Annotated in this window: 18 protein-coding genes; 6 read left to right on the top strand and 12 right to left on the bottom strand. The window is 60.9% G+C overall.

The annotated features are described in order from the left end of the window. Window positions 1-69 precede the first annotated feature (69 nt). The gene (locus C8D03_RS14900) at window positions 70-738 is read right to left on the bottom strand and encodes a 4'-phosphopantetheinyl transferase family protein (RefSeq protein WP_108047280.1); all 669 of its coding nucleotides are present in this window, start codon (window positions 736-738) and stop codon (window positions 70-72) included. Continuing rightward, window positions 735-5,360, bottom strand: coding sequence for a MupA/Atu3671 family FMN-dependent luciferase-like monooxygenase (locus tag C8D03_RS14895; RefSeq protein ID WP_108047278.1), 4,626 nt, complete (start codon window positions 5,358-5,360; stop codon window positions 735-737). The genes C8D03_RS14900 and C8D03_RS14895 overlap by 4 nt, the downstream gene beginning before the upstream one ends. Window positions 5,361-6,060: 700 nt before the next feature. Between C8D03_RS14895 and C8D03_RS14890 the strand changes: the two genes are divergently transcribed. After that, on the top strand, window positions 6,061-7,356 hold the full coding sequence (locus C8D03_RS14890) for a glycosyltransferase (protein ID WP_108047276.1): 1,296 nt from the start codon (window positions 6,061-6,063) through the stop codon (window positions 7,354-7,356). 51 nt (window positions 7,357-7,407) lie between these two features. On the opposite strand, the gene C8D03_RS14885 is transcribed toward C8D03_RS14890, so the two are convergent. Beyond that, a complete protein-coding gene (locus C8D03_RS14885) occupies window positions 7,408-7,638 on the bottom strand; it encodes a hypothetical protein (RefSeq protein WP_108047274.1) in 231 nt (76 codons plus the stop codon). A 554-nt stretch (window positions 7,639-8,192) separates the two neighbouring features. Here C8D03_RS14885 and C8D03_RS14880 point away from each other — a divergent pair. The 3 genes from C8D03_RS14880 to C8D03_RS14870 all read left to right on the top strand — a co-directional run bounded on the left by C8D03_RS14880 (window position 8,193) and on the right by C8D03_RS14870 (window position 9,511). Then, window positions 8,193-8,678 (top strand): hypothetical protein, encoded by a 486-nt coding sequence (locus C8D03_RS14880; protein ID WP_108047272.1) that lies wholly within the window; start codon window positions 8,193-8,195, stop codon window positions 8,676-8,678. Beyond that, complete coding sequence (locus C8D03_RS14875; protein ID WP_108047270.1) at window positions 8,659-9,063, top strand: helix-turn-helix domain-containing protein; 405 nt, start codon at window positions 8,659-8,661, stop codon at window positions 9,061-9,063. Before C8D03_RS14880 ends, C8D03_RS14875 begins: the two co-directional genes overlap by 20 nt. 94 nt (window positions 9,064-9,157) lie before the next feature. After that, a complete protein-coding gene (locus C8D03_RS14870; protein ID WP_248308479.1) occupies window positions 9,158-9,511 on the top strand; it encodes a hypothetical protein in 354 nt (117 codons plus the stop codon). Window positions 9,512-9,631: 120 nt separating this feature from the next. Here C8D03_RS14870 and C8D03_RS14865 read toward each other — a convergent pair whose 3' ends face one another. From C8D03_RS14865 to C8D03_RS14845, 6 genes are all read right to left on the bottom strand, one after another. Then, window positions 9,632-9,979, bottom strand: a complete 348-nt coding sequence (locus tag C8D03_RS14865) for a hypothetical protein (RefSeq protein WP_181300993.1) — start codon at window positions 9,977-9,979, stop codon at window positions 9,632-9,634. A gap of 690 nt (window positions 9,980-10,669) precedes the next feature. Further along, window positions 10,670-11,569, bottom strand: coding sequence for a CsgG/HfaB family protein (locus tag C8D03_RS14860; RefSeq protein ID WP_108047264.1), 900 nt, complete (start codon window positions 11,567-11,569; stop codon window positions 10,670-10,672). Window positions 11,570-11,654: 85 nt separating this feature from the next. Then, window positions 11,655-11,921, bottom strand: coding sequence for a curli assembly protein CsgF (locus tag C8D03_RS14855; protein WP_108047262.1), 267 nt, complete (start codon window positions 11,919-11,921; stop codon window positions 11,655-11,657). Window positions 11,922-11,993: 72 nt separating this feature from the next. Beyond that, on the bottom strand, window positions 11,994-12,506 hold the full coding sequence (locus tag C8D03_RS26175; protein WP_146170178.1) for a hypothetical protein: 513 nt from the start codon (window positions 12,504-12,506) through the stop codon (window positions 11,994-11,996). Further along, window positions 12,491-12,796 carry a curli-like amyloid fiber formation chaperone CsgH gene (gene csgH, locus C8D03_RS14850; RefSeq protein WP_108047260.1) on the bottom strand — a complete coding sequence of 102 codons (306 nt, stop codon included), beginning with the start codon at window positions 12,794-12,796 and terminating at the stop codon, window positions 12,491-12,493. The genes C8D03_RS26175 and csgH overlap by 16 nt, the downstream gene beginning before the upstream one ends. A 159-nt stretch (window positions 12,797-12,955) precedes the next feature. After that, the gene (locus tag C8D03_RS14845; protein WP_108047257.1) at window positions 12,956-14,224 is read right to left on the bottom strand and encodes a hypothetical protein; all 1,269 of its coding nucleotides are present in this window, start codon (window positions 14,222-14,224) and stop codon (window positions 12,956-12,958) included. A 464-nt stretch (window positions 14,225-14,688) separates the two neighbouring features. On the opposite strand from C8D03_RS14845, the gene C8D03_RS14840 reads away from it, so the two are divergent. Beyond that, on the top strand, window positions 14,689-15,825 hold the full coding sequence (locus C8D03_RS14840; RefSeq protein WP_108047255.1) for a polysaccharide deacetylase family protein: 1,137 nt from the start codon (window positions 14,689-14,691) through the stop codon (window positions 15,823-15,825). Continuing rightward, the gene (locus tag C8D03_RS14835) at window positions 15,822-17,030 is read left to right on the top strand and encodes a glycosyltransferase family 4 protein (RefSeq protein WP_108047253.1); all 1,209 of its coding nucleotides are present in this window, start codon (window positions 15,822-15,824) and stop codon (window positions 17,028-17,030) included. The genes C8D03_RS14840 and C8D03_RS14835 overlap by 4 nt, the downstream gene beginning before the upstream one ends. A 67-nt stretch (window positions 17,031-17,097) precedes the next feature. Here C8D03_RS14835 and C8D03_RS14830 read toward each other — a convergent pair whose 3' ends face one another. The 3 genes from C8D03_RS14830 to C8D03_RS14820 all read right to left on the bottom strand — a co-directional run bounded on the left by C8D03_RS14830 (window position 17,098) and on the right by C8D03_RS14820 (window position 23,064). Next, window positions 17,098-18,483, bottom strand: a complete 1,386-nt coding sequence (locus C8D03_RS14830) for a glycosyltransferase family 2 protein (RefSeq protein ID WP_108047251.1) — start codon at window positions 18,481-18,483, stop codon at window positions 17,098-17,100. A gap of 300 nt (window positions 18,484-18,783) precedes the next feature. Next, entirely contained in the window at window positions 18,784-20,196 is a 1,413-nt protein-coding gene (locus C8D03_RS14825) for an oligosaccharide flippase family protein (RefSeq protein ID WP_108047249.1), read from the bottom strand. Between the two features lie 111 nt (window positions 20,197-20,307). After that, on the bottom strand, window positions 20,308-23,064 hold the full coding sequence (locus C8D03_RS14820; protein WP_108047247.1) for a glycoside hydrolase family 9 protein: 2,757 nt from the start codon (window positions 23,062-23,064) through the stop codon (window positions 20,308-20,310). Between the last annotated feature and the right edge of the window lie 851 nt (window positions 23,065-23,915).

Raw genomic sequence — 23,915 nt, 5'->3', positions numbered from 1 at the left:
AGAACCTGCACTCGCTTCAACGATACGGATCGACCACCGCCCGTAACGGCAAGCGCATCGGTGCCGGCGTTACGCCTCGAGCGTGACGCCGGTCACCATGATCGGAGCGTCGCAGTGAAAGCGGCCGTCAAAGCTGTGCCCTGCCGGAAATGCGCCGACCGCGCCGGTCAGCACCGCGCGAAATGAGCGCCGTGCCAGGTCAAGGCTGATCGCTGCAGCCTGGAAATCAATAAAGGCTCCGGTGAGCGCATACTGGCATTTGAAGAACGCTTCCTTGGCAGAGAATATCAGCCGCGCGCATTGCAACTGCGTCTCCACGGGCAATAATCCAAGCGCAAGACACTCCTCCGGCCGCAGGATTGTTTGAACCAGATCCTGCGGAAGGGGCAATGCGGGTTCGAGATCCAGCCCTATGGAGCGGATGCCGTCGGCCTTTCGTGCGACGACGGCAGCAGCCCACGCTTCGCAATGGCTGATGCTGCCGACAAGCCCTTCAGGCCAGATCGGCGCACGGTCATCGCCGACCGCAACCGGCGCGGCCGGACATCCAAGCTGCGCCATCGCCAGATGCGCGCACCGACGCCCGGCCGCGAATTCATGTTGGCGCTTTGGCACAGCCCCCCTGATGCCTTCGCGCTCTTCGACGCGCAGCAGGGAAACCAGGTCGGCGGTAATCGGCACTGCGACCGCTGCCGCCCGTCGGTCGAACACCGACGGGAGGACGTCCTGGATCGTCAAGAGCGAAGCGAGCCTCGATTCATCGCGTTGCGTCGCATCGCCGCGCGATCGGCAACCCGCCCGAGCTGGTCAGAGGCCTTGCTGCTGCCCTTGAGGTGCTCGGCCAATCCGGCAACGGTCGGGAAGCGGAAAAGGTCTGTAATCGTCAGGCTTGGCGCCAAGGTCGCCTTCAAGTGACGATGCATCTGCACCGCAAGCAGGGAATGGCCTCCCAATTTGAAGAAGTTATCGCCCGTGCTGACGCGTTCCAATCCAAGGAACTGTTTGAAAGCATCGGCGATTGCCGGCTCGAGGTCGCCGCTCAGCTCGACGGCGGGTGACGGTGTCGGCGCCTGGGCGCGACGCGCCTCGTCAGGCCGCGGCAAGGCCTTCCTGTCGACCTTCGCATTCGGCGTCAGCGGGAAGGCCGCCATCGCGACGAAATGCGCCGGGATCATGAATTCCGGAAGCGTCGCGGCAAGATGAACCCGCAGCTTCGCGTCCGGTACGGGCTCACCGGCAAAGCGGAGATAGGCGACCAGCCTCACATCGTTCGGCTGATCCTCCCGTGCCATGGCCACCGCCTCCAACACGCCCGCAACCTGGCCGAGCTGCGCCTCGATCTCGCCCAGCTCGATGCGATAACCCCGAACCTTGACCTGGTGATCCGCCCGCCCGATGAAACTCAGCGTGCCACCGGGATCGCGGCGCACGAGATCGCCGGTGCGATACATCCTCTGCCCCGGGACGAATGGATTCTCGACAAAGCGTTCCTGGGTCAGCCCGGCGTTCTTGAGGTAACCACGCGCAACACCATCACCGCCGATGAAAAGCTCGCCGGGACATCCAACCGGCACGGGCGACTGATGGCGATCGAGCACGTAAAGCTGTGTATTCGCAATGGGTTGGCCGAGCGGAACGACGCCATCGGTCGGTGCGGCCCGCTGCGTCGACGACCAGATCGTCGTCTCGGTCGGCCCGTACATGTTTTCAACCGAGGCCTTCGTCACCTGGTTGATCTGCCGCAGCAGCGAGCCATGCAGAGCCTCGCCGCCGATGAAGAGATGCTGCACGCTTGAGAGCGCCTCACGATCCTCGTCGTTCATCATGATCATCGTCATCATCGAGGGCGTCGCCTGCATATGCGTGACGCGATGATGGCGAATGAGACCGGCGAGACCAAGATCGCGCTCAGGCTCGACCTGGGCCGGAGCGCTTTCATTGGCGCGGGCAACCACGTCGGCAAGTGGTGACAGGCCTTCCATGACGGTGCTGGAGGCGACCCCGTAATCGATCAGGCAGGCCACTTCATTGACGCCGATCGCCTTCAACGCCGCGACACGAGCGAGCGCATCCTCCACCGTACCGAACAGCCCACTGTCGTCGAAATAACGCAGGAATGCGAATTCGAGGATGGCGTCCATCTCATCTGCATCAAGCGATTGCAGGTCGATATCCAAGGGTGCCGTGACGCCCTGCGGCTTCTTGAACGCAGGGAACGCCCAAGCATATTGCTTGATCAACGCAGCCGCGCTGCGAAGATAAGCCTTCATCGGCTCCCTCGCCAGCTCCCGGACCTGTTCACGATCTTCGCCGACCAGCGTATGGAGCATGAGCGTGACGGTGAAGTCGTCCGGGTTATGCCCGCACTCCCTCAGCGTATCCCGGTAGATCGTGATTTTCCCGGCCAGCTCATCGATTGACTGACCAAGCAGGTGGGTCAGGACATGGGCGCCGACCCGCGCCGCCTCCCGATAGGTTTCCGGGTTGCCGGCGGTCGTTACCCATACTGGCAGCTCCGGTTGAACTGGCCTCGGCTGCGTAACGATCTGGATCGTCTTGCCGCCTGCCATGTCGAACGGCACGGCTTCACCGCGCCAGAGCTTCCTGACGACTTCGATGTCGCGAAAGAGAGCCGCTTTGTTGTTGGGCGGCGCATTCTCGGGTCTCAGAATGAAATCTTCGGGCATCCAGCCGGACGCGAAGGCCAGCCCGACGCGCCCATCGCTGAGGTTGTCGACGACCGCCCATTCCTCGGCCACGCGCGCCGGCGGATGCAGGGGCAGCACGCAACTCCCGGCGCGGACCTCGAGGTTCCGCGTCACAGCGGCCACGGCGGCGCCGGTGACGGCAGGATTCGGATAGGGGCCGCCGAAAGCGTGAAAATGACGCTCCGGCGTCCACACGGCCTTGAAGCCATGCGTATCGGCGAAACGCGCGCCATCCAGCAGCAACTGGTATTTCAACCGACCCGCGCCGTCGTCGTTGCCCCAGTAGAACAGGCTGAAATCCATAGCCCCGGCGGCCCGCTTCTTCGGCAGGGCGCGTCGATGCGACGCGTCCATATTGATCACGACCTTGAACCCGCGCGCAAGTGTCCAGAACAGCTCCAGCACCGAGATGTCGAACGACAGGCTCGTCACGGCCAGCCACACCGGCTGTTGCCGGTCGTCCCGGCGGATCCGCTCATCCATGCCCACGAAGAAATTGACGACGTTCCGGTGCTCGATCATCACGCCCTTGGGACGGCCGGTCGAACCCGAGGTATAGATCACATAAGCCAGTTCGCTCGATGCGATGCTCAGATGCGGGCGCTCGATCGGGCTCCCGCCGTTGATGACGGCATCGATGTCCAATCGCTGCGCATCGCAGTGAGGGATCGCGTGCAGTGACTCCTGGTTGAAGATGATCGCCGACAGATCGCTGTCCTGCGCCATCATCGTCGTGCGATCGGCCGGATAGGCCGGATCGAGCGGAACATAGGCCGCGCCAGCCTTGTGGATCGCGAACGCCCCGATCACCAGTTCCAGTGACCGCGGCAGGAAAAGCCCGACCAGCGCGCCAGGGCGAACCCCAAGCCGGATCAGTTCATGCGCAACCTTGTTGGCGCGCCGGTCCAGCTCCGCAAAGCTGATCTCCTCGTCGTCGCAGCAGAGCGCGATTGCGTCCGGGGTCCGGTCGACGGCCTGCTCGATCAACTGATGGACACAGATCTCGCGATCGTAATCGCGCTCCGAACGGTTGTGGTCGAACAGGACCAGCCTTCGCTCCGCCTCGCCCAACATCGCCAGCTCTGCGATGGCACGGCTTCCGTCGGCGGCGAATTCCGCCAGGAACGCCGCAAAGCCCGCCGCGAGCGATTCCATTCCCGCCGCGCTGATCCGGGCCGGATCGTAGATCAGGGTGCCCTTGTTCCCTGGCGAAAGAGCCAGAATGAGAATCGAGCTCTCGAAGCCGAGCAGGTTGTCTCCGGAGGCTCCCTCGTAAAGCCCGACCGACAATCGCGTTGCGGTCAGATCGGGGTTGCGGACAATGAGATCACCAGATTGCCCCAGCTTCGCCCGCAATGTCGCAAATTCGGCATCAGCCCGCTCGACCAGTGACGCGACCGTATCCTTTTCCAGGAAACGAGCGACGAAAGGCATGGTCGGGACAACATAGCCAGGAAAGCGCGCTGCCCGGCCCTGCAACTCGTCATTGCCGTAGGCGATACCGAATGCATCCTGGGAGGCGACGCGCGAGAGATAGGCGAGAAAGGCAATGGCAACTGCGCTGGTCGCCAGGCCGGAAGGCGTAGCGACAGGCAAGCTCTTGCGTCCGGCGGGCGCTAGGTCGGCACTGCGATCGAACCATGGCAGGTCGAGATCCTGCAGCGAGCGCAGTTGGCGCCTGAAATAGGCATCGCAACGCGCGAGGCCAATTGAAAGCGTCGTCAGATCAGTCGCGAGGCTCGGCTCGATCGCGGCCAGGTTCTGCCCCCGGCTCAGCACGGACGAGATCTCGACGGTCGTCCCGTACTCATCCGTCAGATCGGCAATTCTGACCGCCGCGTCGCGCGTCGCAATCACGGCACTGCCGTCGCTGATTTCGACGACCTGCCCGGGCACCGCGCCAGCGACGCTGTCATCGCGCGTCAACCGGCCAATATTATAGGCCTTCCCGGCAATGAGGACCTTGGTGAAGGCCAGCGGATTTCGATAGCCGCTGCCATAATCGAGCGCGCGGAACAGCCGCTCGGCCTGATCGGTCGTTGCATCGAACTGGAGTGTCGCCGCAGCCTCCGGCAGCCGAAACTTTGGAAAATAGGTCCGTTCAGACAGGCTCTGCGCCCTCGGGGCCAGCGACCCACTTTCGATTTGCTGGACCAGGGACAGAAATCCGTCGATTCCCGCTTCGAAGCATTTGGTATTGAGGGTCAACGCGGTGTCGTGCTCATCGACGTCGAAGGTGATCTGAACAAGGATGTCACCTTCATCGACCGCCTCCACCATCGAGTGCCAGGTGATGCCGTATTGCGTCTCACCCGCCAGCAGGGCCCATGTCGGAGCATTCAGGCCCGCATATCGCGGCAAGGGGCCGTCATGGAAATTGGCGGCTCCGTGTCGGGCGCGCTTCCAAACGCCGTCCGGGACCATGCGCAGATTGGATGCGCTGAAGAACCAGTCATAGTCGAGCTGCGAGAGGACGCTCTCATAGCCATGATCCGGCTCGACGACCGTGATCTTCCGCTCCTCGGCCCATTTCCGGACCGAGACCGAGCTGGATACGATCGCCTGAATGCCATGACCGCGCCCGACGAGAATCTCGGCGCACTGGACCAGGAGAGATTCTTCGCCCATCAGAACGGATGTCATTTTGAGCATGCGATGTACCAATTCGATTATGCGGTTGCGTCAGAATGATGCGCAGATCGAACTGCGGTCGACCAATCGATTTCTTCTTCAAACATCACGCCAACATGCGACAAATCGCGGCGGCATGGCCTCAAACATCCGTCAATCCGACATCGGACCAGGTTGCAAGTCCGATGATGGCTTCGTGCCTCCCGACCGAGGCCGTTTTGAAGCCCCCCGCCTCGGTAGCACTTCGTCTATCCCAGAGTGATGCCGCCGACCTTTACGGCAGCACCGAACTCACACGTCATGATCCACTCCACAAGGCGAAAATCAAGACCTCGACGAAACACATTGGCGTTTCGTCAACTTTTGGTTAACCATCTACAGCCCGCGCCGTCGTACGAATGATGTTAAGGCAAAGACTATAGATGCGGAATTGTTGCCAATTTGGTTTGCGCTTGGCGAGCTGATCACATTCGTTGTACGTGGCATTGCAGTTGATCCCGAATAACAGCCGCCAACGGCCGTTTAAGATCAGAAAGACTCGTTTGTCTTTGACCTTTCTCAATCCGTTTGCTCGATTGGCACAGGATAATTCGGTACGCGCGCAAGTGGCATTGCCCCGGAGCAGGCGACCTGCAGTGGTTGCAAAAGCCTATGACTGTGACACGGTTTTCCACCGCGCTGGACCATCTCCAATGCTGCCCCGTGCCAAGAGGTGACGTAGATGACGACCGGGCTTGACGCGCACTCTCCCACGCACCGCGACGATCGAGACAGCGCGGCCCCGCCTACAGGCGCGAAGGGACATTTGCTGCTGGTCACGGCGGTTCGGCTGCGGCAGGGGCCACGCGGCCTGCGGCTCGATGATCAGACCTGTGCCGGCATCTGCCGATGGGCCGAGCATTTCGAGACCGTCACATTCGCCGGCATCGCGCTGGCGGATGCGTCCGAGGATGCGACCTCCGCGACATGGCTCGATGTCGTCGACCTGCCCTGCAGCGCGCAAATCCGCTTCGTGCCGTTGCCGCTGGCCTATCGTGTCGGGACTTTCGTCGCGAATTACAGGCAAACGCGGGCGCTTCTGGCAGCCGAAATTCGAAGGGCCGACCACCTCTCCTTCACCGTGGGCTATCTGGTGGGCGATTGGGCAGCCATCGCCGCGCTTGAAGCGAGGTCGCAAGGCCGGAAATTTGCCATCTGGTTCGATCGCGTCGAGCAGGATGTGATCCGCAACGCGCTCCCGGAGTTGCCATTGCGGCGGCAGATCAAGGAGAGGCTCACCCTGCCCCTCATGATTCCCTACCACCGCTACCTGCTTGGACGAAGCTCGCTGGCCCTGTTGCAGGGAATGGACACGTTCAAGGCCTATGCGCCCTACGCCTCCAATCCCGCCTGCGTCTACGACGTGCACACGCAGCCCAGCGATTTCATCGAGACTCCCCGGCTCGACGAAAAAATCGATGGCATCCTGAACGGCCAGAAGCTGCGCGTCACTTATGTGGGACGAGCCGCGGTGATGAAGGGGCCGCTCGATTGGCTTCACGCCCTGGCATCGGCCAGACAGGCCGGCCTGTCCTTCGAAGCCTGCTGGCTCGGCGACGGTCCGCTGCTGCCCGAGATGAAAGAATTGGCTGAGAAGCTCGGGATTTCCGAATATGTCGCCTTGCCGGGATATGTCGGCGATCGCGCCACGATCCTCGAGGCCATGCGCAGCAGCCACATCTTCATGTTCTGCCACAAGACCAAGGAATCCCCCCGCTGCCTCATCGAGGCGCTCGTATCGGGCTGCCCGATCGTCGGTTACACCGGCGGCTATCCGGAAGGGCTGGTCCAGAACGGCGGCGGCGGAATGCTCTCGCCGCTTGACGACGTCGCCGCTCTCGGGGCCTCGCTTGTCCACCTTGATGCCGACCGATCGCGGCTAGCCGAACTGGTGCGCAACGCGGCCCGCTCCGGCCGGCTCTACGACGAGGAAAAGCTGTACCGGGAGCGCGCCGAACTGATTGCGCGGCACGCCTGAGTTATCGTGAAGGCGCCCGAACCCGACTGCATCGTCCGATGGTGGTGTTTCCTACGAACTGCTGGCGCCCTGCCCCACCGCAGCACCAACCACGTAGCCGGTATTGAGCGCGAAGATATAACCAATCAGAACCGCGACGCGGAACCCATCCAGTTCGCCCAGGATGCACCACGCGGTCAGGAAGCCGATAACGACAAAGGCACAAACCGGCACAAGAACGAAGACGCGGGCCGTCAGGCTGATCGCGAAGCCTACCACGAATAGTGCAATCGCGATAAGCAATCAGACCTCCTGAGTGAAAATCGGAAGCAGCCGCTCTGCGATAGGCGGCGATGGCCCTGAGCCCAATCCAAGCGCCCTATCTTAAGGGTACAGCGGTCAGGGTTAAGAAATCGTGTCGGAATGGACCTGCCGGTTAAAACGCGCTTCGGAGCCGGCACCCCGAAGCGCCCGGGCGAGCCATCGGGATGATCGATGTCCAACCATGGTGGCAAATTCGTGATCCTGTCGCCGGCGCGGTATGGGCAACGCTGTGCCTCGAGCGATGGATCCCGCCCCGTTGCAGCCTTGGGACCCCGCGAGCATGAGGAGCTCCCACGTGCCGCAGATACGTTCGCAAACATCTTCGGCACGCTTCCCGCCGATATGCCAATACGGCTATTCTGGCATGCGCATTGCTACAACCGGGGGGTGATGATGATGTCGTACAGAATCGAGCTCGACGTTGCGCAGCCGGATCTGGCTTGCGCCGATAGCGCTCTTCATCCCATGGAGCGCCGGTCAGCCGTCGATGTCATGGGAGAGGATCCTGTGACATTCGCGATTCGTTGACATCGATGGCAGCCATAGCCGATCTCGTTGCCGCTGGCTCGATTATCCCCATTGAAGTTAACCTAAGGGTAAGCGAGCAGCCATTGCGCCTGCTCTATGGAACTGAGAACTTCGTTAATTGGCTTCAAGAACGGCTCGAAGCGGGCGAAAGCTCTCTTCTCGCTGCGGATTTATCCCCTGCTGAGCAGCTCGAGCATTTGTTCCACACCTTCATTAGCGGAAGGTCGCTTGTTTATTCTCGACAGTTCCGCTTTATTCGGGCAGAGACTCATGCCGTATGGGAACTGAAGACGCCCGACATCAGGATATTTGGCTGGTTCCTGGAAAAGGACTGTTTCGTCGCAGTTTTTGGGGATTGGGCCGACAGGGTCAAGGATTACGATCTTTACCGAGGCTACCGTATCGAGATCAGACGCCTGCGACGCCAACTGGGGCTTGTGGACACACTTTGCGTGAAGGGAACCGATCCCAGTGAAGTTCTTTCGCTTTGACATTGGCGCCAGAGCAACCCAGGCGAGCCGCTTCATAGGCGGCGTTCGGAACGAACTTCTGAAAGCACTGACCGAAGAAAAGCAGAACGGCGTCACGCAGCAGGAGCTTGCGGAAAAGCTGAAAGTGCCTCGATCCGAACTCAACAGCCAGCTTGCCGGCAATTCAGGCCTGACTCTCCGTGCGATTTCCGATCTCGCCTGGGCCTTGGGCCGGGACATCACATTTGAGTTGAAACCCCGCGAGGCGAAGCCGGGCCAGAACAGCGTTGCGGAAACATCGACGATGAGCGGCAACACGCTGACGGTGGTTGGCGCTATGGCTCACAGCTCCACCCTGCCCTCTCGCCCGCAAGTCCGCATCATTTCGCGTGCAACCGCTAAATAAATCGATGGATAGGTACGGATACTCGATATTCTGCGATGACATCCGCAATGAAGTAGGTGGGAAACTCAGCTTCATTGGTTGTTACAATTCAGTGATGTTTGTGCCGGCCTCCTTCCCTTTCATTTTACCGAAATTCTGTGTCCATCTTCATATACTCTCTCCCGCCAGCCAGCCGTTCAGGCTCATCCTCGCGCGCTGTTATGTTCCTGGACATGCCGAGCCAATTGTGACGGAACGGATCGAGGCTCCGGGTCAGGCCGAGCAGGGCCGGCTCATCGACGAGCTGGGCGATGTGCCGGCTACGCCGAAATTCATTGTCGCAGCCGCGAGCCTTGTGTTCACACCGCTGGAGATCGAGGGGCCGGGCCTCATCAGCGTTCGCGCATTGATCGACGATGATGACACCGAACTGAAGATCGGCTCCCTGCGCGTCATGGTCGCGCATTAGCGGTGCGTGCGGGATCGGCTGACGGCTTTTGCCGACCACGCCAATGGATTCATCAAGGCAGCCAGCGTGCCGGCGCTCGCTCCGCCCACGCGTGATTCGAAGCCCCGCAGAGAGCCGCTGCTACCGCGTCTGGACGACACGCGCGATGTTGCTCTGGCCTTGCTGCGTCACCACCGAAGAATTCGCATGCCCCTGCTGGGTGATCGAAGCACTGTTGAAAGCGCCCGTTTGGGCAACAAACGAATAATTCTCGCTGCCCTGAGCGCCTTGGCGGGGCTGGATGTCCGCCAGGCGCTTGACGGGGATCGGGGTGCTCAGCAAGGCCGCGGTGGCCAGGCGTGCCGATGCGATGGCGCTCTGGGCTTTCCCCATTGCAAGCTGTGGGATGAACGCCTCGCTGGCCAGCCCGGGCGATATGGTCGCCTGCGCTCCATACCCAGCCAGAAGCAGCATGATAAGCCTGAGCATGGCGGCACCTCGATGACAAAACCACCTCCAGATATCGACAGCAGGAGTAAACAAAGCTTTAGAATCGAAATTCCCGGACGTTGCGTCGACGCGTTCTAAGTCGAGCCTCGACATGACGCTGCGACAACAATGCGGCAAAGATACACTAGCGCCCGGGGCCAACACCGTTATGATGGTAAAATGTAAATGCAGCGGCGTCTTGGATTTTGCTGGATTGAATCGGGACAACCTATTCTAGGTAGAGCCCTGGGGACTTCCCAATGCGAAGAATGACGCTCAGCACAGCCGCGCTTTTGGTTTGCTGCCTTGGCGGCTGCGCGCAGCAAGTCGAGGTTCGGCGCGTCGACGTTGCGAAAGCTCGCCCTGTCCGCCACGGCGCGAGCTCAGCGGAAGCCAAGATCAATCAGGCCCAAGGTCGTATATTCTCGGGCAACGAAGGCGCCCCGAGCACGCGGATCAAGCCGGTGGGCTCCAGCGGGCCCGTTGCGGGATCGGCAGACCGGCCCCTGACATGCGGTCAGCAAAACACCACAGACCCCGCCTGTCATACAGCAACGCAGCAAGCCCGCCCGCCGACGCGATAAGCACGGCGACAGCAACGGGATTGCCTGCATCGATCGAGAAAACGTATTCAGTCCAAATCCCCCGAGCCGTCACCGGCTCAGGTGGATCCAAGGCTCTGAATGAGGCCTAGAGCGCGCCCTTCGTCAGCACGGGCGGAGGCGGCAGCGCGGCCGTCGAAGCCGGCTGAGTGCTGACCATATCGAAATTCACGGCCTTCTTCTGCTCATCCAGCGCCTTCATGAAAGCTATTCCAGCAGGGACATCAGCAAAATCCCAGAGCTTCGCTTTGACGCCTTCGAAGATCAGCGAATAAACCGCCAGCTGAATGCCTTCGCGCACGGCGAGCGTTGCCGGCGAATTCTTGGTGAAGCCGGCCTCAGCCTGCAGAATGTGATCGACCTTGGCGAACTTGAACGCGCTTCCCTGGACCAGCACCGAATAGATCGTCTTTGTCGTCGTCACCGACGCCACGACGCGCCCGGTCTGAACACTCACGGCCCGCAACGCGACGGTTACGACATCCTGACGATATTGCGTGCTTCCGCCAATGCCGAGGTAATTGGCCCCGATGCCGCCGGTCGTCTCATTGGTGTCGTAGCCGATCAGGCCGCCTTGCAGCAAAATTCCGGCGAAACGCAGGGCCGGAAGGCCCTGAGCACGCTTGCCCTCGACAGCCGTTCGGGTGTTCTGAATGATCTGCCGCTCTTGCAGAAGCGGCTGCAAGTCATTGCGTTCGATGACGTTGAACCAGGCGCCGTTCCCGGCTTTGGTCAAGACATCGGACAGGATCGCGCTGCCACCTTGGGTAACAGCTCGCGAGAATTCGGCGAAATTGTCGTTCGGCTTGTTCTGTCCGGTCAGGTCCGGGAAGCTGTAGACGGCGACGTCGAGCTTCTGCGCCGGGGGCGGCAGTCGATCGAGAACGACGCCCGTCTTCGTATCGGGCACCATCGTGGCCGGCTGCGTGATGGGATCGCTCGCCGTACCTGAAAGCACGCAACCGCTTGCGGCGAGCGCGAGTGCCATCGCGCCAACCGTCTGTAATGATATACGCTTCATGGACCGTGAAACCTATTTGGGCTGAGTTGGCGCTTCTAGCGGCGCCACAATCTCAGGGTGACGCGGGGACGACCGGAAGACCATTGCCGCCGATGACGACGACGGGTGCCTGGCCAGCTCCGCCAATGCCGCTGAGCGCGCCCGTCAGGCCTGAGAGATCCGGAGATTGCTGGCCCGACTTGGCCCCTTTGCCCTGTGCCTGCGCCGTCGACAGCAGGAAGCTGCCATTGAGAGCGTTGCCGCCGAAGGTCGGGTTGGTGGGGCGATAGACCTGCTCGCCGGCATGGACAGCCGCAGAACTCGCGAGAAAGCCAATCATCGTAACAATAGCCACAGTCCGTAACGCCATAGCTGTGCTCCCACTGAATTTCACAACTCTACCGCCAAATCATTATCGCTTGATCAACAAACCGCCATTCGGCAACCTGGCAATCAGCATATTAACTGGGGCCGATCCATTTGGCTGAATGACCCCTACCGACAATCCTTGCGTATTAAGTAGCACGAGATTCGAACGTAGGTTGTTACCACCCTGCAACACGCCTACATTATTAGCATTTCCTGCGATAATACCAACGGCAGACTGATTATTCGCGCCATTTTGTATTTGCGCGACCTGATTATAGTTACCAATTTGCACTGTCTGAGCGAAGTTTCGGCCAGCCGCCGCGATTGCCTCTGGGGCAACACGGGGAATGGCCGGCCCCGACCGGCCCGCCGGCACGACGCCGGAATGGGAATTGGCGATCGGAAGTGCGTGGACAGGCAGCCGAGCGCCAGCCTGGCTCTGCTCGACATAGGCCGACTCGGCAGCGGCGGGGGAGAACGAAAGCCCCTGTGCCATGAGCGCTGCCACAGCGCCGACCAGGCACCGCGTAAACCGGGGTGTCAGGGCGAAGTGCATGAAATGCTCCCGTGATCGGATTCAAGTGACAGCGAGGCCTCGTAATGGCCGATGGCAGCCTGCTCGAGCAGAACGGTGGTCAGCACACGCTCCTGGCCCGGGCCGATGGAGAAGCTGCCGCTCTGCATGTTCTGGCTCGTGCCGCTCGCGTTCTGCTTGAGAATGGACAGGCGATATTGCCCGGATGCCGGCGACTGCGAGCGTGCGACCGCCTGCAGGCGCAAAGCTGAGCCGGTATTCTCGGCCCGGATCTGGCATTGCAGCTCCGCATCGGTCGGCAGTGGCTTCATCGGGACACCAGGACTCGGGGATGAGGCGAGACAGGCGCCCAGAACGGCCGCCGATCTGATCGAGACGGGGAGGAATGACCTGAACAGCATCGCCACATTCCGCTTTGCGCGAGAACGAGGTGGAACGGCGGGCCGGAAGGCCCGCCGTTCCTGGATGGCTTACTTCTGCGAGACGACGGAGACGTTCTTGTAGCCGAACTGCGCCGTCACCGACGAGTTGCTCACCGAGCTGCTGCCGATCTGCGAGGTCGAGGCGAAGTTGCCGGCACCGACCTGGATGGTCTGCTGCAGGTTGGCGCCGATCATGCCCTGAAGGCCCGTCTGGCCGACGACCGCGGAGTTGTCGGCGCCGATCTGCGCGACCAGCGAACCGTTCACGCCGAGGCTCAGCGGATTGGCAACCTGGGTCGTGTTGGCGTAGTTGCGCGCGCCGACCTGGAAGGTCGCCGCAGCGTTCTGCGTCAGGCCGGTGACGGCGGAGACGTTCGACTGCGTGGTGATCGCCGAGTTCTTGGAGCCGACCTGCACGGTCGCCTGACCGTTGAGACCATTGGTCTGGCCGACGAGGGCGACGTTGCCGGCGCCGAACTGGCCGATGAACGAGTCGTTCGAGGTGCCCGGGAGAACCTGCGGACGCGCGCCGCTCTGCGAGGTCGAAGCGAAGTTCTCGCGGCCGACCTGCAGCGTGGCGGCATTGTTGTCGACGCCGCGAGTCGCACCAACGCCAATCAACCCGGGGGCACCGATGCTGGCCTGCCCGGTCACGGCAACGTTGCCGCGGCCGATCTGAACGGTCGTGGCGTTGTTTTCACCACCCTTGCCATCAGCCTGAAGGAAGCTCAAAGGCCCAGCCGCCTTCGCCGTGCCCGAAGACACCTGCGAGGTCGTCGCGTCGTTCTTGGAACCGATCTGGAGCGTGCCAGCACCATTCGTGGCGCCGAGCTTGTTGGTCTCCTGGCCGGTCACCGAACGGTTCCGGGAGCCGATCTGCACGGTGGTCTGGTCGTTGTTGCCGCCGGTCTGGCCGACGAGCGAAACGTTCTTGTAGCCGAACTGCGCGGTGCCCGAGGTGTTCAGGCGGCCGGCCGTGGCGACGCCGGTCTGGGAGGTGACGGCATAGTTGCGGACGCCGACCTGCAGCGTGCCCTGGCGGTTGTTGCCGCCGGTCTGGCCGACTTCGGCGACGTTGCGGGCGCCGATCTGGCCGATGCCCGATTCATTGGTGTTGGAGCCGGCAGCCGTCTGCGAGGTCGTGGCGGAGTTCTTGTAGCCGGCCTGCAGGGTGCCCTGCTTGTTGTTGCCGCCGAGCTGGCCGACGACAGCGCTGTTCTCGGCGCCGATCTGGCCGATCACCGATTCGTTGCCCGCCGCATGAGCGAGTGACGTCGAGCTGGCCAGCGCCAGCGCCAAAACCGTCATTTTTTTCATTGGATGCTTCCCTGTGCGTCCCATAATGGGGCAAACGGCCATCGCTGCCCTCGCCGGGAATTAACGCCTTCTTAAGCTCTCAGGCAAGCCATAAGTGAAGTTTTCCTTAATTTTCGTAGAGGGACGTTGTTTTAATTCGGGAATTTCATCAGCATGACGTTACGTCATCCTGTACTCTAGGCCGGCGATATCGCGACCGCCTCAGCGTCAGTCAATTAAGTGACACGAAACATGAAGCAGTACATTTATAGGACATCCTTAAATATCGCCGCGAACGAGTCGTATTGACTGAATTTTATCTTTAATAATAGCTGGTTGTTCAAAGATACCGGCGCCGGCTCTGTATAATTTCGCGACAAGCGAATCAAATTCCGATCTACGCCATTGTTATATGGCTCGTCATTCGCCGTATGCGGCAGGAACGCTAGGGAAAAATATCGATAGTGGTTGCATGCGCGCCATTGATGTTCGAGAATAATGCTGCATTGCAAAACCTCGGAAGCTGGGCGACAGCAGCGCGGCGGCCTTCTACGATGGTTCGCGATGGCGCCGATCGGCACGGTCTCAACGCGGCCCGATGGCGAGCCAGGACAAAGCGGGCGACGATGAAAGCGCGATTACGGGATTCGATCGCCAGCCTGGTCGCCGGATCGGGTGCTATGACACGCCGAGAGGCGAGCCTTCGCGGCCATCTCACGATCCTTTGCTATCACCGTGTCCTGCCCGAGCCCCAGCGAAGTGCCTATCATGACCCCGACCTGGTCGTGACACCTGATGTTCTGCGCACACATTGCCGGCTGCTGACACAGCACTATACGGTCTTGCCGCTGGAGAAGGCCTTGCGACAGATCGAGGGTGGCGGCACCGGCCGCCCGCTCGCTGCGATCACATTTGACGACGGCTATCAGGACAACTGTCTTCTGGCCGCCCCCATCCTTCAGGAATACGGTATCCAGGCGACATTCTTTGTCGTCGCCGGACTGGTCGATACGGATATCGTGCCTTGGTATGACCGGGCGGGACTGGCGTGGAACGCATTGGCGCAACGGGATCTCATGCTGGATGCATCGAATGCCCGCGAGGCGATGTCGAAGGCAAAGCAGCTTTCGCCGTCGCAGCGAGAGGATTGGGTTGCGGAGCTGCAAAGGCAAGCGGGCGCCGTCGCCATTCCGGCCGTGGACCGGATCATGACCTCGCCCCAGCTCAGGGAGCTGGTCTCGAAAGGGCACGAGATCGGCTCGCACACGATGACGCATCCGCTGCTGCCGCAATGCGACGACCGCACGCTGACGAACGAACTGCAGCAGTCGCGCGCCGCCCTCGCAGCGATCACCGGACAAGCCATAACCGGCATCTGCTATCCGAACGGAGATTGCGACGACCGCGTCGCCCGGGCCACGACCGCAGCGGGTTACGGTTATGCGACCTCCGTCAGGGAGGGGGTCAACGATCCGCACGCGCTCGAGCGCTTTACGCTGAAGCGCTGGTTCATCAGCCAACAGCGCTTGTGTGACCGTCGCGGCCTCCCGTCCGACGGTCTTTTCCGCATGGAGATCAGCGGCCTGGCCCAGCGCCTGTTCAACCGGGGATCAAGGCCGTGAAGGTCGCTTATCTTGTGAGCCACTACCCGAGCCCGAGCCACACCTTCATCGAGCGCGAAATACGCGCTCTGGAGGAGACGGGCATCGAGGTATTGCGCTTTTCGGTGAGGCGCCCCAAGGACCACCACATCGTCGACGAGACGGCCAGGGACGAACACAGCAAGACCCGCTGGCTGGTCCCGCCTGCCGTCTTTTCGTTCGTGGCCGCCGTGATCTGGGCCTGCTTCACGCGACCTTTGACCCTGTGTTCGACATTCGTCGATGCCGTGTCGGGGGCCAAGGGCCTCCGCAGCAAATTCAAATGGATGGCTTACTGGGCGGAGGCGATCCTGCTCGCCTATTGGATCGTCAGCGCGGACGCAGCGCATCTGCACTGCCATTTCGGCAACGCAGGCTCGAACACGGCCATGATCGCGGCCAAGCTTGCAGGGCTGCCGTTCAGCATCACCTTCCACGGCATCGATCTGAATGAGCCGGAGGCCTTTCGCCATCCCGCCAAGGTGCGCGAATGCGCCTTCGCCGTTTGCATCAGTGAGTTTGGCCAGCGGCTTCTGGTCGACAACGTCGGAGCGGCCGAAGCCGACAAGATCCATGTTGTCCGGTGCGGCTATGCCTTGCCGGAACAGCACATCATCCCGCCCCTTCCCGGCAGCAACCACATCGTCTGCGTCGCCCGGCTTTCGCCGGAGAAGGGGCACGATATTCTCATTGCCGCGCTGCTGATCCTGAAACGGCGGGGGTTCCCGTTCTCATGTACGCTGGTTGGCGGTGGGCCGCTCGACGATGAAATCCGGCAACGGATCGCCCAGGCCGAGCTCGACAGCGCCGTTACGATGGTCGGAATCCGGACGCCGGAAGAGGTGCGTGAACACATCGCGCAAGCCGACCTTGCCGTGCTCGCAAGCTATGGCGAAGGGATTCCCATCGCCCTGATGGAAGCCTTCGCGCAGAAGCGCCCGGTTGCGGCAACCAATGTCGGGGGAATACCGGAGCTGGTGCTGGACGGTGTCAACGGTCGTCTGGTCGGGCCTGGCAGCGCATCCGCCTTCGCCGATGCCATCCAGTCCATCCTGTCAGATCATCGCGCGGCGGAGCGGATGGGCGAAGCCGGCTGGCGCCAGGTCGGCCAGATGCATGATCCGGCCACGAGCACGCAGCAGATGCATCGGCTGTTTACGCAATCGCGATTGAGCGAAGCGGCATAGGTCTCCAGTTGCGCACCACCGCGCTGCCGCGTCGGGCGCCGGAGCTGCGACACAGCGGACCGACGCGTCAGTTCTCCCCTTTGCTGCGGTCGGTCCTGATCCATTGCCCAGCCGAGGACCTCAGTGCGCCTCCGGCGTAGATCGCGATCTTGGACGCAACGAATGGCAACAGTCCCGGCAGGGACCGCACCGGCAGCAAGCTCCGGCCAAGCATCCACCAGATGGCCACCGTCGATAGAAGAACCAGGCATAAGGTCAGCGAGGCGATCCAGAACGGCAGAATGGCTCCGCCGAACAAGGCGATCGGCAAGGCAACCAGTGCCGTGATGGCCAGGACGAAAATCAGCAGGAACATCGGCGGAACGGCCGTGTCGATCGCGAGCAGGAACAAGCCGGCGTCCCGATGCCTGAAGGCCTCCAGCATGTAGCGCGGGGCGGCCCGCACCAGCGACAGATGGCCTCTCTCCCAGCGATCGCGTTGGGTCCTGGTTCCCTTGGCCGTGTAGGGCACGTCGCTCCAGACCGCTGCGTCCTCGCAGTAATAGGGCGGGTAACCGGCGACCGTCAGATCGAGCCCCAGCTTCTTGTCCTCCGCGAGATGGCCATTGGCGAGCTCGACATCCCGGATGACGCCCCAGGGACAGGCGAAGCCGCTGCCCGTGATATGGCTGGGCACGCCGAGCTTGCGCAGACCGAGAAGCCTGACATGGTTCTTCACGAGCAGGCCGAAGCAAGCGACCGGAGCGTCGATGCGGGAGCCCGCTTGCGGCGTCATCAGATATTTCGCCTGCACAGGCCGGCCCAATCTGTGACAGGTCTCGGCCAGCACCGACAATGTGTCCTTCTCGATCAGGCTGTCCGCATCGAGGAACACGACGATCTCAGGCGGATCGCGCTCGAGAAATCGGACGCCGTGATCCAGGGCATAGCCCTTGCCGCGCTCGGTCTCGTGTTCCCGCTCGAGCACCGTCGCTCCGAAGCTTCGCGCCACCGCCGCCGTGTCGTCGGTGCAATTATCCGCCACGACGATCAGCCGGTCCCCCTCTCGCAACTGCTCGCGCAACATCGCCAGAAGCGCGCCAATGCCCGCGCTTTCGTTATGCGCTGGAACGACGATGCCCACCCGGCCCCTCTCGCCTTCCGCCCGCACCGGCGCAACCACGCCTCGCATCGGCAAAATCGCCAAAAGCGCCTGCAAGCAGTACATCAAGGCGAGCGCGGACAGCATGACGGCTGCCAAGGTGACGACGGCAGAAAAGAGTGTGATCACCGGGCCTCCGAGCGCAGCATCGACTGTGTTTCGGATGTTTGAAGGCCCACGCACCAAGATTTGCTGCGCCAGCCGACGAAGCAAAGGCTTGAACTGCCGAAACACGTGCCAGTCACGACCATTGACCTTCGTTACCAGAACCAGATCGGTCGCTGAGCGACCCAGATCAAACCGCACCACCATAGGATAGTGACCACGGATGCGCCAACCGACGCAAGCCTCAGGCTGCCGGTCCGCCACTGTAAGGTTCGCTTGTTTCGAAACATCACGTCATGCCTTCCGGAGCCATGATGTATCGCCTCCACAACCGTTATGTCGTTTGGTCGCGTGAGACGCGTTCGCGTTCTAGAACTTGGAAAAATTTATCTTTTGGCGAGACGCGCTGGCGGAGGCCGGCATCGAACACCAACCGCGCAACGCCAAGCGGATAGGGATGACGTTGCGCGCGCCGGGCAACCGGCTGAAAGCCCCGCCGCCGGCATTCTATCGGATAGGCAAAGTGTCGAGCAGCGTGCCGAACCCGAAATAATAGCGGACAGCCGAGAAAATCACGATGAAAAGCGCGAGCTGAATCGTCGTGGCGATATCTTGTCGAATGAAGGAAAATCGCTCGCGAAACTGACCAAACAACAAAATGCAAAGCCGAGGCAAATCGGCCATCGCGATGCCGACCACCGCCCCGAACATGCCGTATTGGGCAAATGCGTGAGGCAGCACGTAAATGAGAGCGCCCAGCTTCAGTGTGTTGCCGATGACGCCGTAGACCGGGCGCCCCAATCCAAGGAGGCTATACTCATTCAGGCTGGCGAGGATCGAAAGCCACACGCCGCTGAGCAGCACGATCAGCATCCAGCCGGCATCGAGATATCTGTCGTCGTAGATCACATGGACCACGAGATCCGCGACGCTGATCCCCGCCGCCAGTGCGATGGCCGCGGCAGCGAGTAGTTTCAGGCGAAGACGCGAGAGCCTTGCGCGGACCTCCGCGCGAGGCACCGTGCGGGCCGAGGCGATAACGGGAAACACCAGTGAATGGCTCAGTCTGTTGACCAGGACACTGGGCAGATCGGCGATGGCCCGCGAGATCCCGTAGACGCCCAGCATGGCGAGGGGCGCGACCTGCCCAAGAAACAAACGATCGAAATTCGAACTCATGAACATGAGCAGGGACGACAAGAATATCCACTTCCCGAACGAAAATATCTCTCCCGCATGCTTCTTCGAAAAGATCAGCATTTGCCCTGCGCCGGGAAGAAAATGCGTCAGGATAACCCGAATAGCCGTCGAAATGACTCCAGCAATAATCAGAGACCATATCGATGGATTAATTATAGCTGCAATGATTCCTATCGTGCTTGCCATCACCTCTTGAGACAATTCAAACACGGACAACTGAACAATTTTGAGATGGCGCTGCATCAGATATATCGATGTCGACATGAAACCTGCCAAGGCAAGGCTAAGAGAAGCCGCCTGGATCATATGGTCGTCGACTTGATAATATTCCGAAAACGTTCTGGCGAATAAGAACAAAATTGAACTGAGAAAAAATCCCCTGGCAATCTGGATAATCCACGCCGTATTATAAAAAGTCGGCCGACCGCCGTTCTTATTCTGAACGATGTTCTGGCCGATGCCAATATCGGAAAACAATTCCACGCCCAGGCGGATGGTATTGATGATTACCATCATGCCCATGATGTTCGGCGCCAGCAATCGCGACAGGATCACGCTGGAGACAAAGCGAAAGCCAACAGCAATGAAATATAAAATTGTCGTCCAGCCGACGCCTCTGATTATATTTCGTGATGACAAAAGCATAACAGCTCCGGAAATTTTGGCCTGCCAGTGATCTGGCCAAAGTGCCTTGCATTGGAAACGTTCGGCCGGCGTCATGCCGGAGCTGCGTTGAGAGCTACGGCACCGATCTTTGACCGCAATGCCGGAAAATGTAGCCGGCTGACATGGCCGGAGGCCGAACGACTCCGTCAGCGCAGAGAACCGGGCTCACTGCATCTTCGGCCTCTCGATGCCGTAGAGGTAGATCCACAGGGCAGCGCTCGGCCCGATACTCTGATGGATCGTATATTCCTGCTGCACGACGACGCCCGGATACTCGATCAGATATTCGTAGAACGGCAAGGCCAGGCGGTCGGGGGCGACTCGTTTATAGGGCACGCCGCCCCGCTGGGCCGTATCCGACAGGGGCGCCCACTCCTCGCCGAAGAGCCAGTCGAAGGATGTCATCGACTGCGGCGCCCAGCCATACAGCGTTATGCCCCGCGGGGCGTCCACGCCCATGGCGCGATGATCCTCATGCAGCGGGTGTCTGACATTTCGCGTTCCCAGCCCGGTGGTGAAGCTCAGACCGACCTGGTTTGCCCCAAGTATATGGGCAGACCCGAATTGCATCGCCTGCAATATAAGGCGGTTTCCAGTGACGACATGAGCTCGCACCAACAATTGAAAAGCGTTGTAATCCGGCGCCAACCCCTGCCCCCAACCGGCCGGTGTATAGGCGTTCTTCAAACTCATGTAGGTCGCCGTCGAATGCGGAGCGAGAATATAGTCAACCGAGCGGGCGAAGGCTTGTTTGATCGATTGTTGAACCTGGCCATTTGCCTTGCCTGCGGGAAGATTGACGTACTCCCAGGCGCCATCCCCCTGTGACACCACATCGAGGCCCTCGGCCCAGGCGCTCTCGAATATCTGTCGAAGCGCCTGGTCATCCGTCAATCGGTAAAGCGACGCTGCCGCCGCGACCCGGTAGGTCTTGGCGACAGCCTGGATATCCGCCTTCTTGGCCGCCCAGTTGATGACATCGCCGGTATTGGTCTTTCTCGCGGCCTCCAGGGCATCGGCGTAGAATTTATCGGGTGCCTCGTAGCCGATTTCCGCAGCGCGCCAGGCAGAGGCTGCACTGTCGGCATAGAGCTTGGCCAAATCCGCCTTGCCGAGACCCGAAAGGATCCGCGCCAGCTTGGCAGCCGCCGCCGCATAACGAAAGCCGGAAACATGGTCGGGCGCGTAGACAAAGACAAGTTGGCTCTCGAGATAGCTGGGCTCGCCGAGAACAGGGTGCTCGGCGCTGTCGATACCGCCACGGACGCGACCGTCGGGCAACTGCATCCGACGGTAGAAGTCCATGTTCCAGATCACCTCGTGCAGCAGATCGGGCAGATCGTCACTGCCTGCATAGGTCGTTGAACTGAGGACTTCGCTGGATTTTGGAATGCCGAGGGGCATCGACCTCGCTCGCGCTCCGGCATGTTCAAACATATCCATCAGTGCATAACTGACCTCGATATGCTGGATGCGGCGGTCCCAGTCCCCGGCATCCATATAGCCGCCCCAAAGATTGGCTGCCTCCGCCGGCCCTTCGAGCCAGGAGGCCGACGTGCCCGCCGAAAACGGAACGGAGCCGAAGCCGCTCTCGATGCTGAAGACGAAGGGCAACTTGCTCTGATAGATCGGGAAGTCGGGACCGGGCTTGAAGGCAATGGGCCGCCGGTAACCAAAGCGCCCATCGATCGCAATGCCGCTACGATGGTTGTAGAGGCCCGCCACGCCCGTTCTGGCAGCCAGCGACCACACATCCTCAGCAACGCGAAACGCGTCCGAGACTCCGAGGCCTGGGATGTGGACCCGGTAGTTGCCTTCGCGGTCCGGCCGCCAGCGCGAGAAGTCGATGCGAAAAACAAAGGTTCCGGATCGGTTCGCGCGATTGATCGGTGCGACGGTACCGATCTGGCCGCTGACCTCGGCGAGCGCCCGGCCCTCGACATCGACGAGCGAGAACTCGTTCGCGGTCACATTCGCGATGGTCGCGGTTCCATTGAGCTTCGCAAGCGCGCCGGTGAAGCCGGCCAGGGCGACGAGCTGATTGTCTTTCAGGCCATGCGAGGGAGCCCTGAAGGTGACCGGATTTTGCCGTGAGACGCTGGCGGGACGCAGGCCAGGTCTTCCAACGCTCGGATAATCGATGAGCCCGGCGGGCAATCCCGTGCCCTCTTCTGGATCCCGGGGCGACCGGCCGAGCGTAACATTGCCTGAAAAGGCGACCGAGCCATCGGCATCGAGAATCTCGAAGTCCTTGACCCCGTAGCGCCGATAGTCGACCGCCCCCTCATCGGGCGCGCCCGGCAGCCAAAGCGACAAATAGGCGATCTTGCCTTCATCGATGGGCGCATAGCCGTTCTGGTTCACCCGGATTGCCGATGCGCGGGTCTGCCGTTCGTTGTAGGAGAAGCGCGTCTCCGGCAATTGCTGGCCCGGCCAGCGGATGACGTGATCGCCCTGCGCTAACGGCCCATCCAGCTTGAGATACACATAATGCTTGAAGCTGGCCCCCAAGGCTGTTTCGCCGCTCGACCCTCGCCACATGCCGGAATCATAGGGCACGGATTTCCGATAGACGCTGACGACCTTGCGCTGGCCAATCGAACCATAGTCACCGGCGCGATCGATCACCGCTCGGTCCAGATAGGTTTCCGGAGCGATATCGGCACGACGGAGGTGTGTCCGTTGCCGACCGACGACGAGCCCCCACTCCCCGGCCTGATTGATCCAGGCGCCGCGAGACCCCGCGGGCGACGACAGCGGCACGATGGCGCCAGGCTTGAACGGCGGATCCCTGATCTCGATGCTGATCGTGTCCGGCGTCGCGATCGTGATCTCATGGACTTCCGGCAGTGAGGCACTTCGGGCCGCCGAACTCAGGATGCACGCTCCCAGAATGAGCATGAATGCAACGCGAAACATCATCAACGCCCTCAAACCGCGCCCCGATTGATACTATTCGAGCCAGAGATCCAAATCTACCAATGGTTTAGCTCAACTCGAAATATAGTAACTTCCAAGCGCCAGCCGGCTCTCCTTACGTCCGCCCCCCACATCTTTTGCCGCGTAACACGCAGTTCACCAGTCTGCGCCGAGGTGAAAAATGTGCCGCGGTGAGTTTGGAAACACGATGCTTGGCGCTTGAACAAGGGCCGGCAACCACCGCAATCACTTTATTGGCCTCCGGCGGCCGCTACGGATCTGAGCATTTTACGGCAAGCCTCGAAGGCCTCTCGTCACCTGGCCATCCAATGCCCCTTCCCGGCCACTCCAGCGCATCATCCTTGTGTCGATCGGCGAGACCTGCCGCCATGGCGGCCGTAATGCAAAATCCGCTCGGTCTCGGCACGAGACGTCGCCTCATCCAAATGCATGACGCAACAATTTCGACGCTCTCCCGTTATACGCACGCGGCGCAGGAAACGAATTCAATGAAACGGCCATTTTCGATCTCCCACTACGCCAGGAGGGAGCAGCTCCGCCGGCAGATCGCACTGAAATTAGCATCCCCCACTCCGAGGTCACCTGCGGAAGACAAGGAGACGAGCGATAACCCGAAAAAGAACGCTGGGCTGATGCGGAAAAATCTGAGTATTGTCGAGAAATCGAATAAATAAGACTTCGAAAAACGCGCCAGATTCGGCACATTATCCGATTGATGTCGGCAACAGACTTTGAATTCGCTCATTGAACCAAGGCGACGAGACATCCGCCTGTCAGGTGATTTCACGGTGGTGATGGCAACGCGAGATCGCGACGATCGAGCCACTCGACGG

Origin of the sequence: Bosea sp. 124 (assembly GCF_003046175.1) — a bacterium.
Classification (GTDB): domain Bacteria; phylum Pseudomonadota; class Alphaproteobacteria; order Rhizobiales; family Beijerinckiaceae; genus Allobosea.
This window is presented reverse-complemented; position numbering and strand designations above follow the sequence as displayed.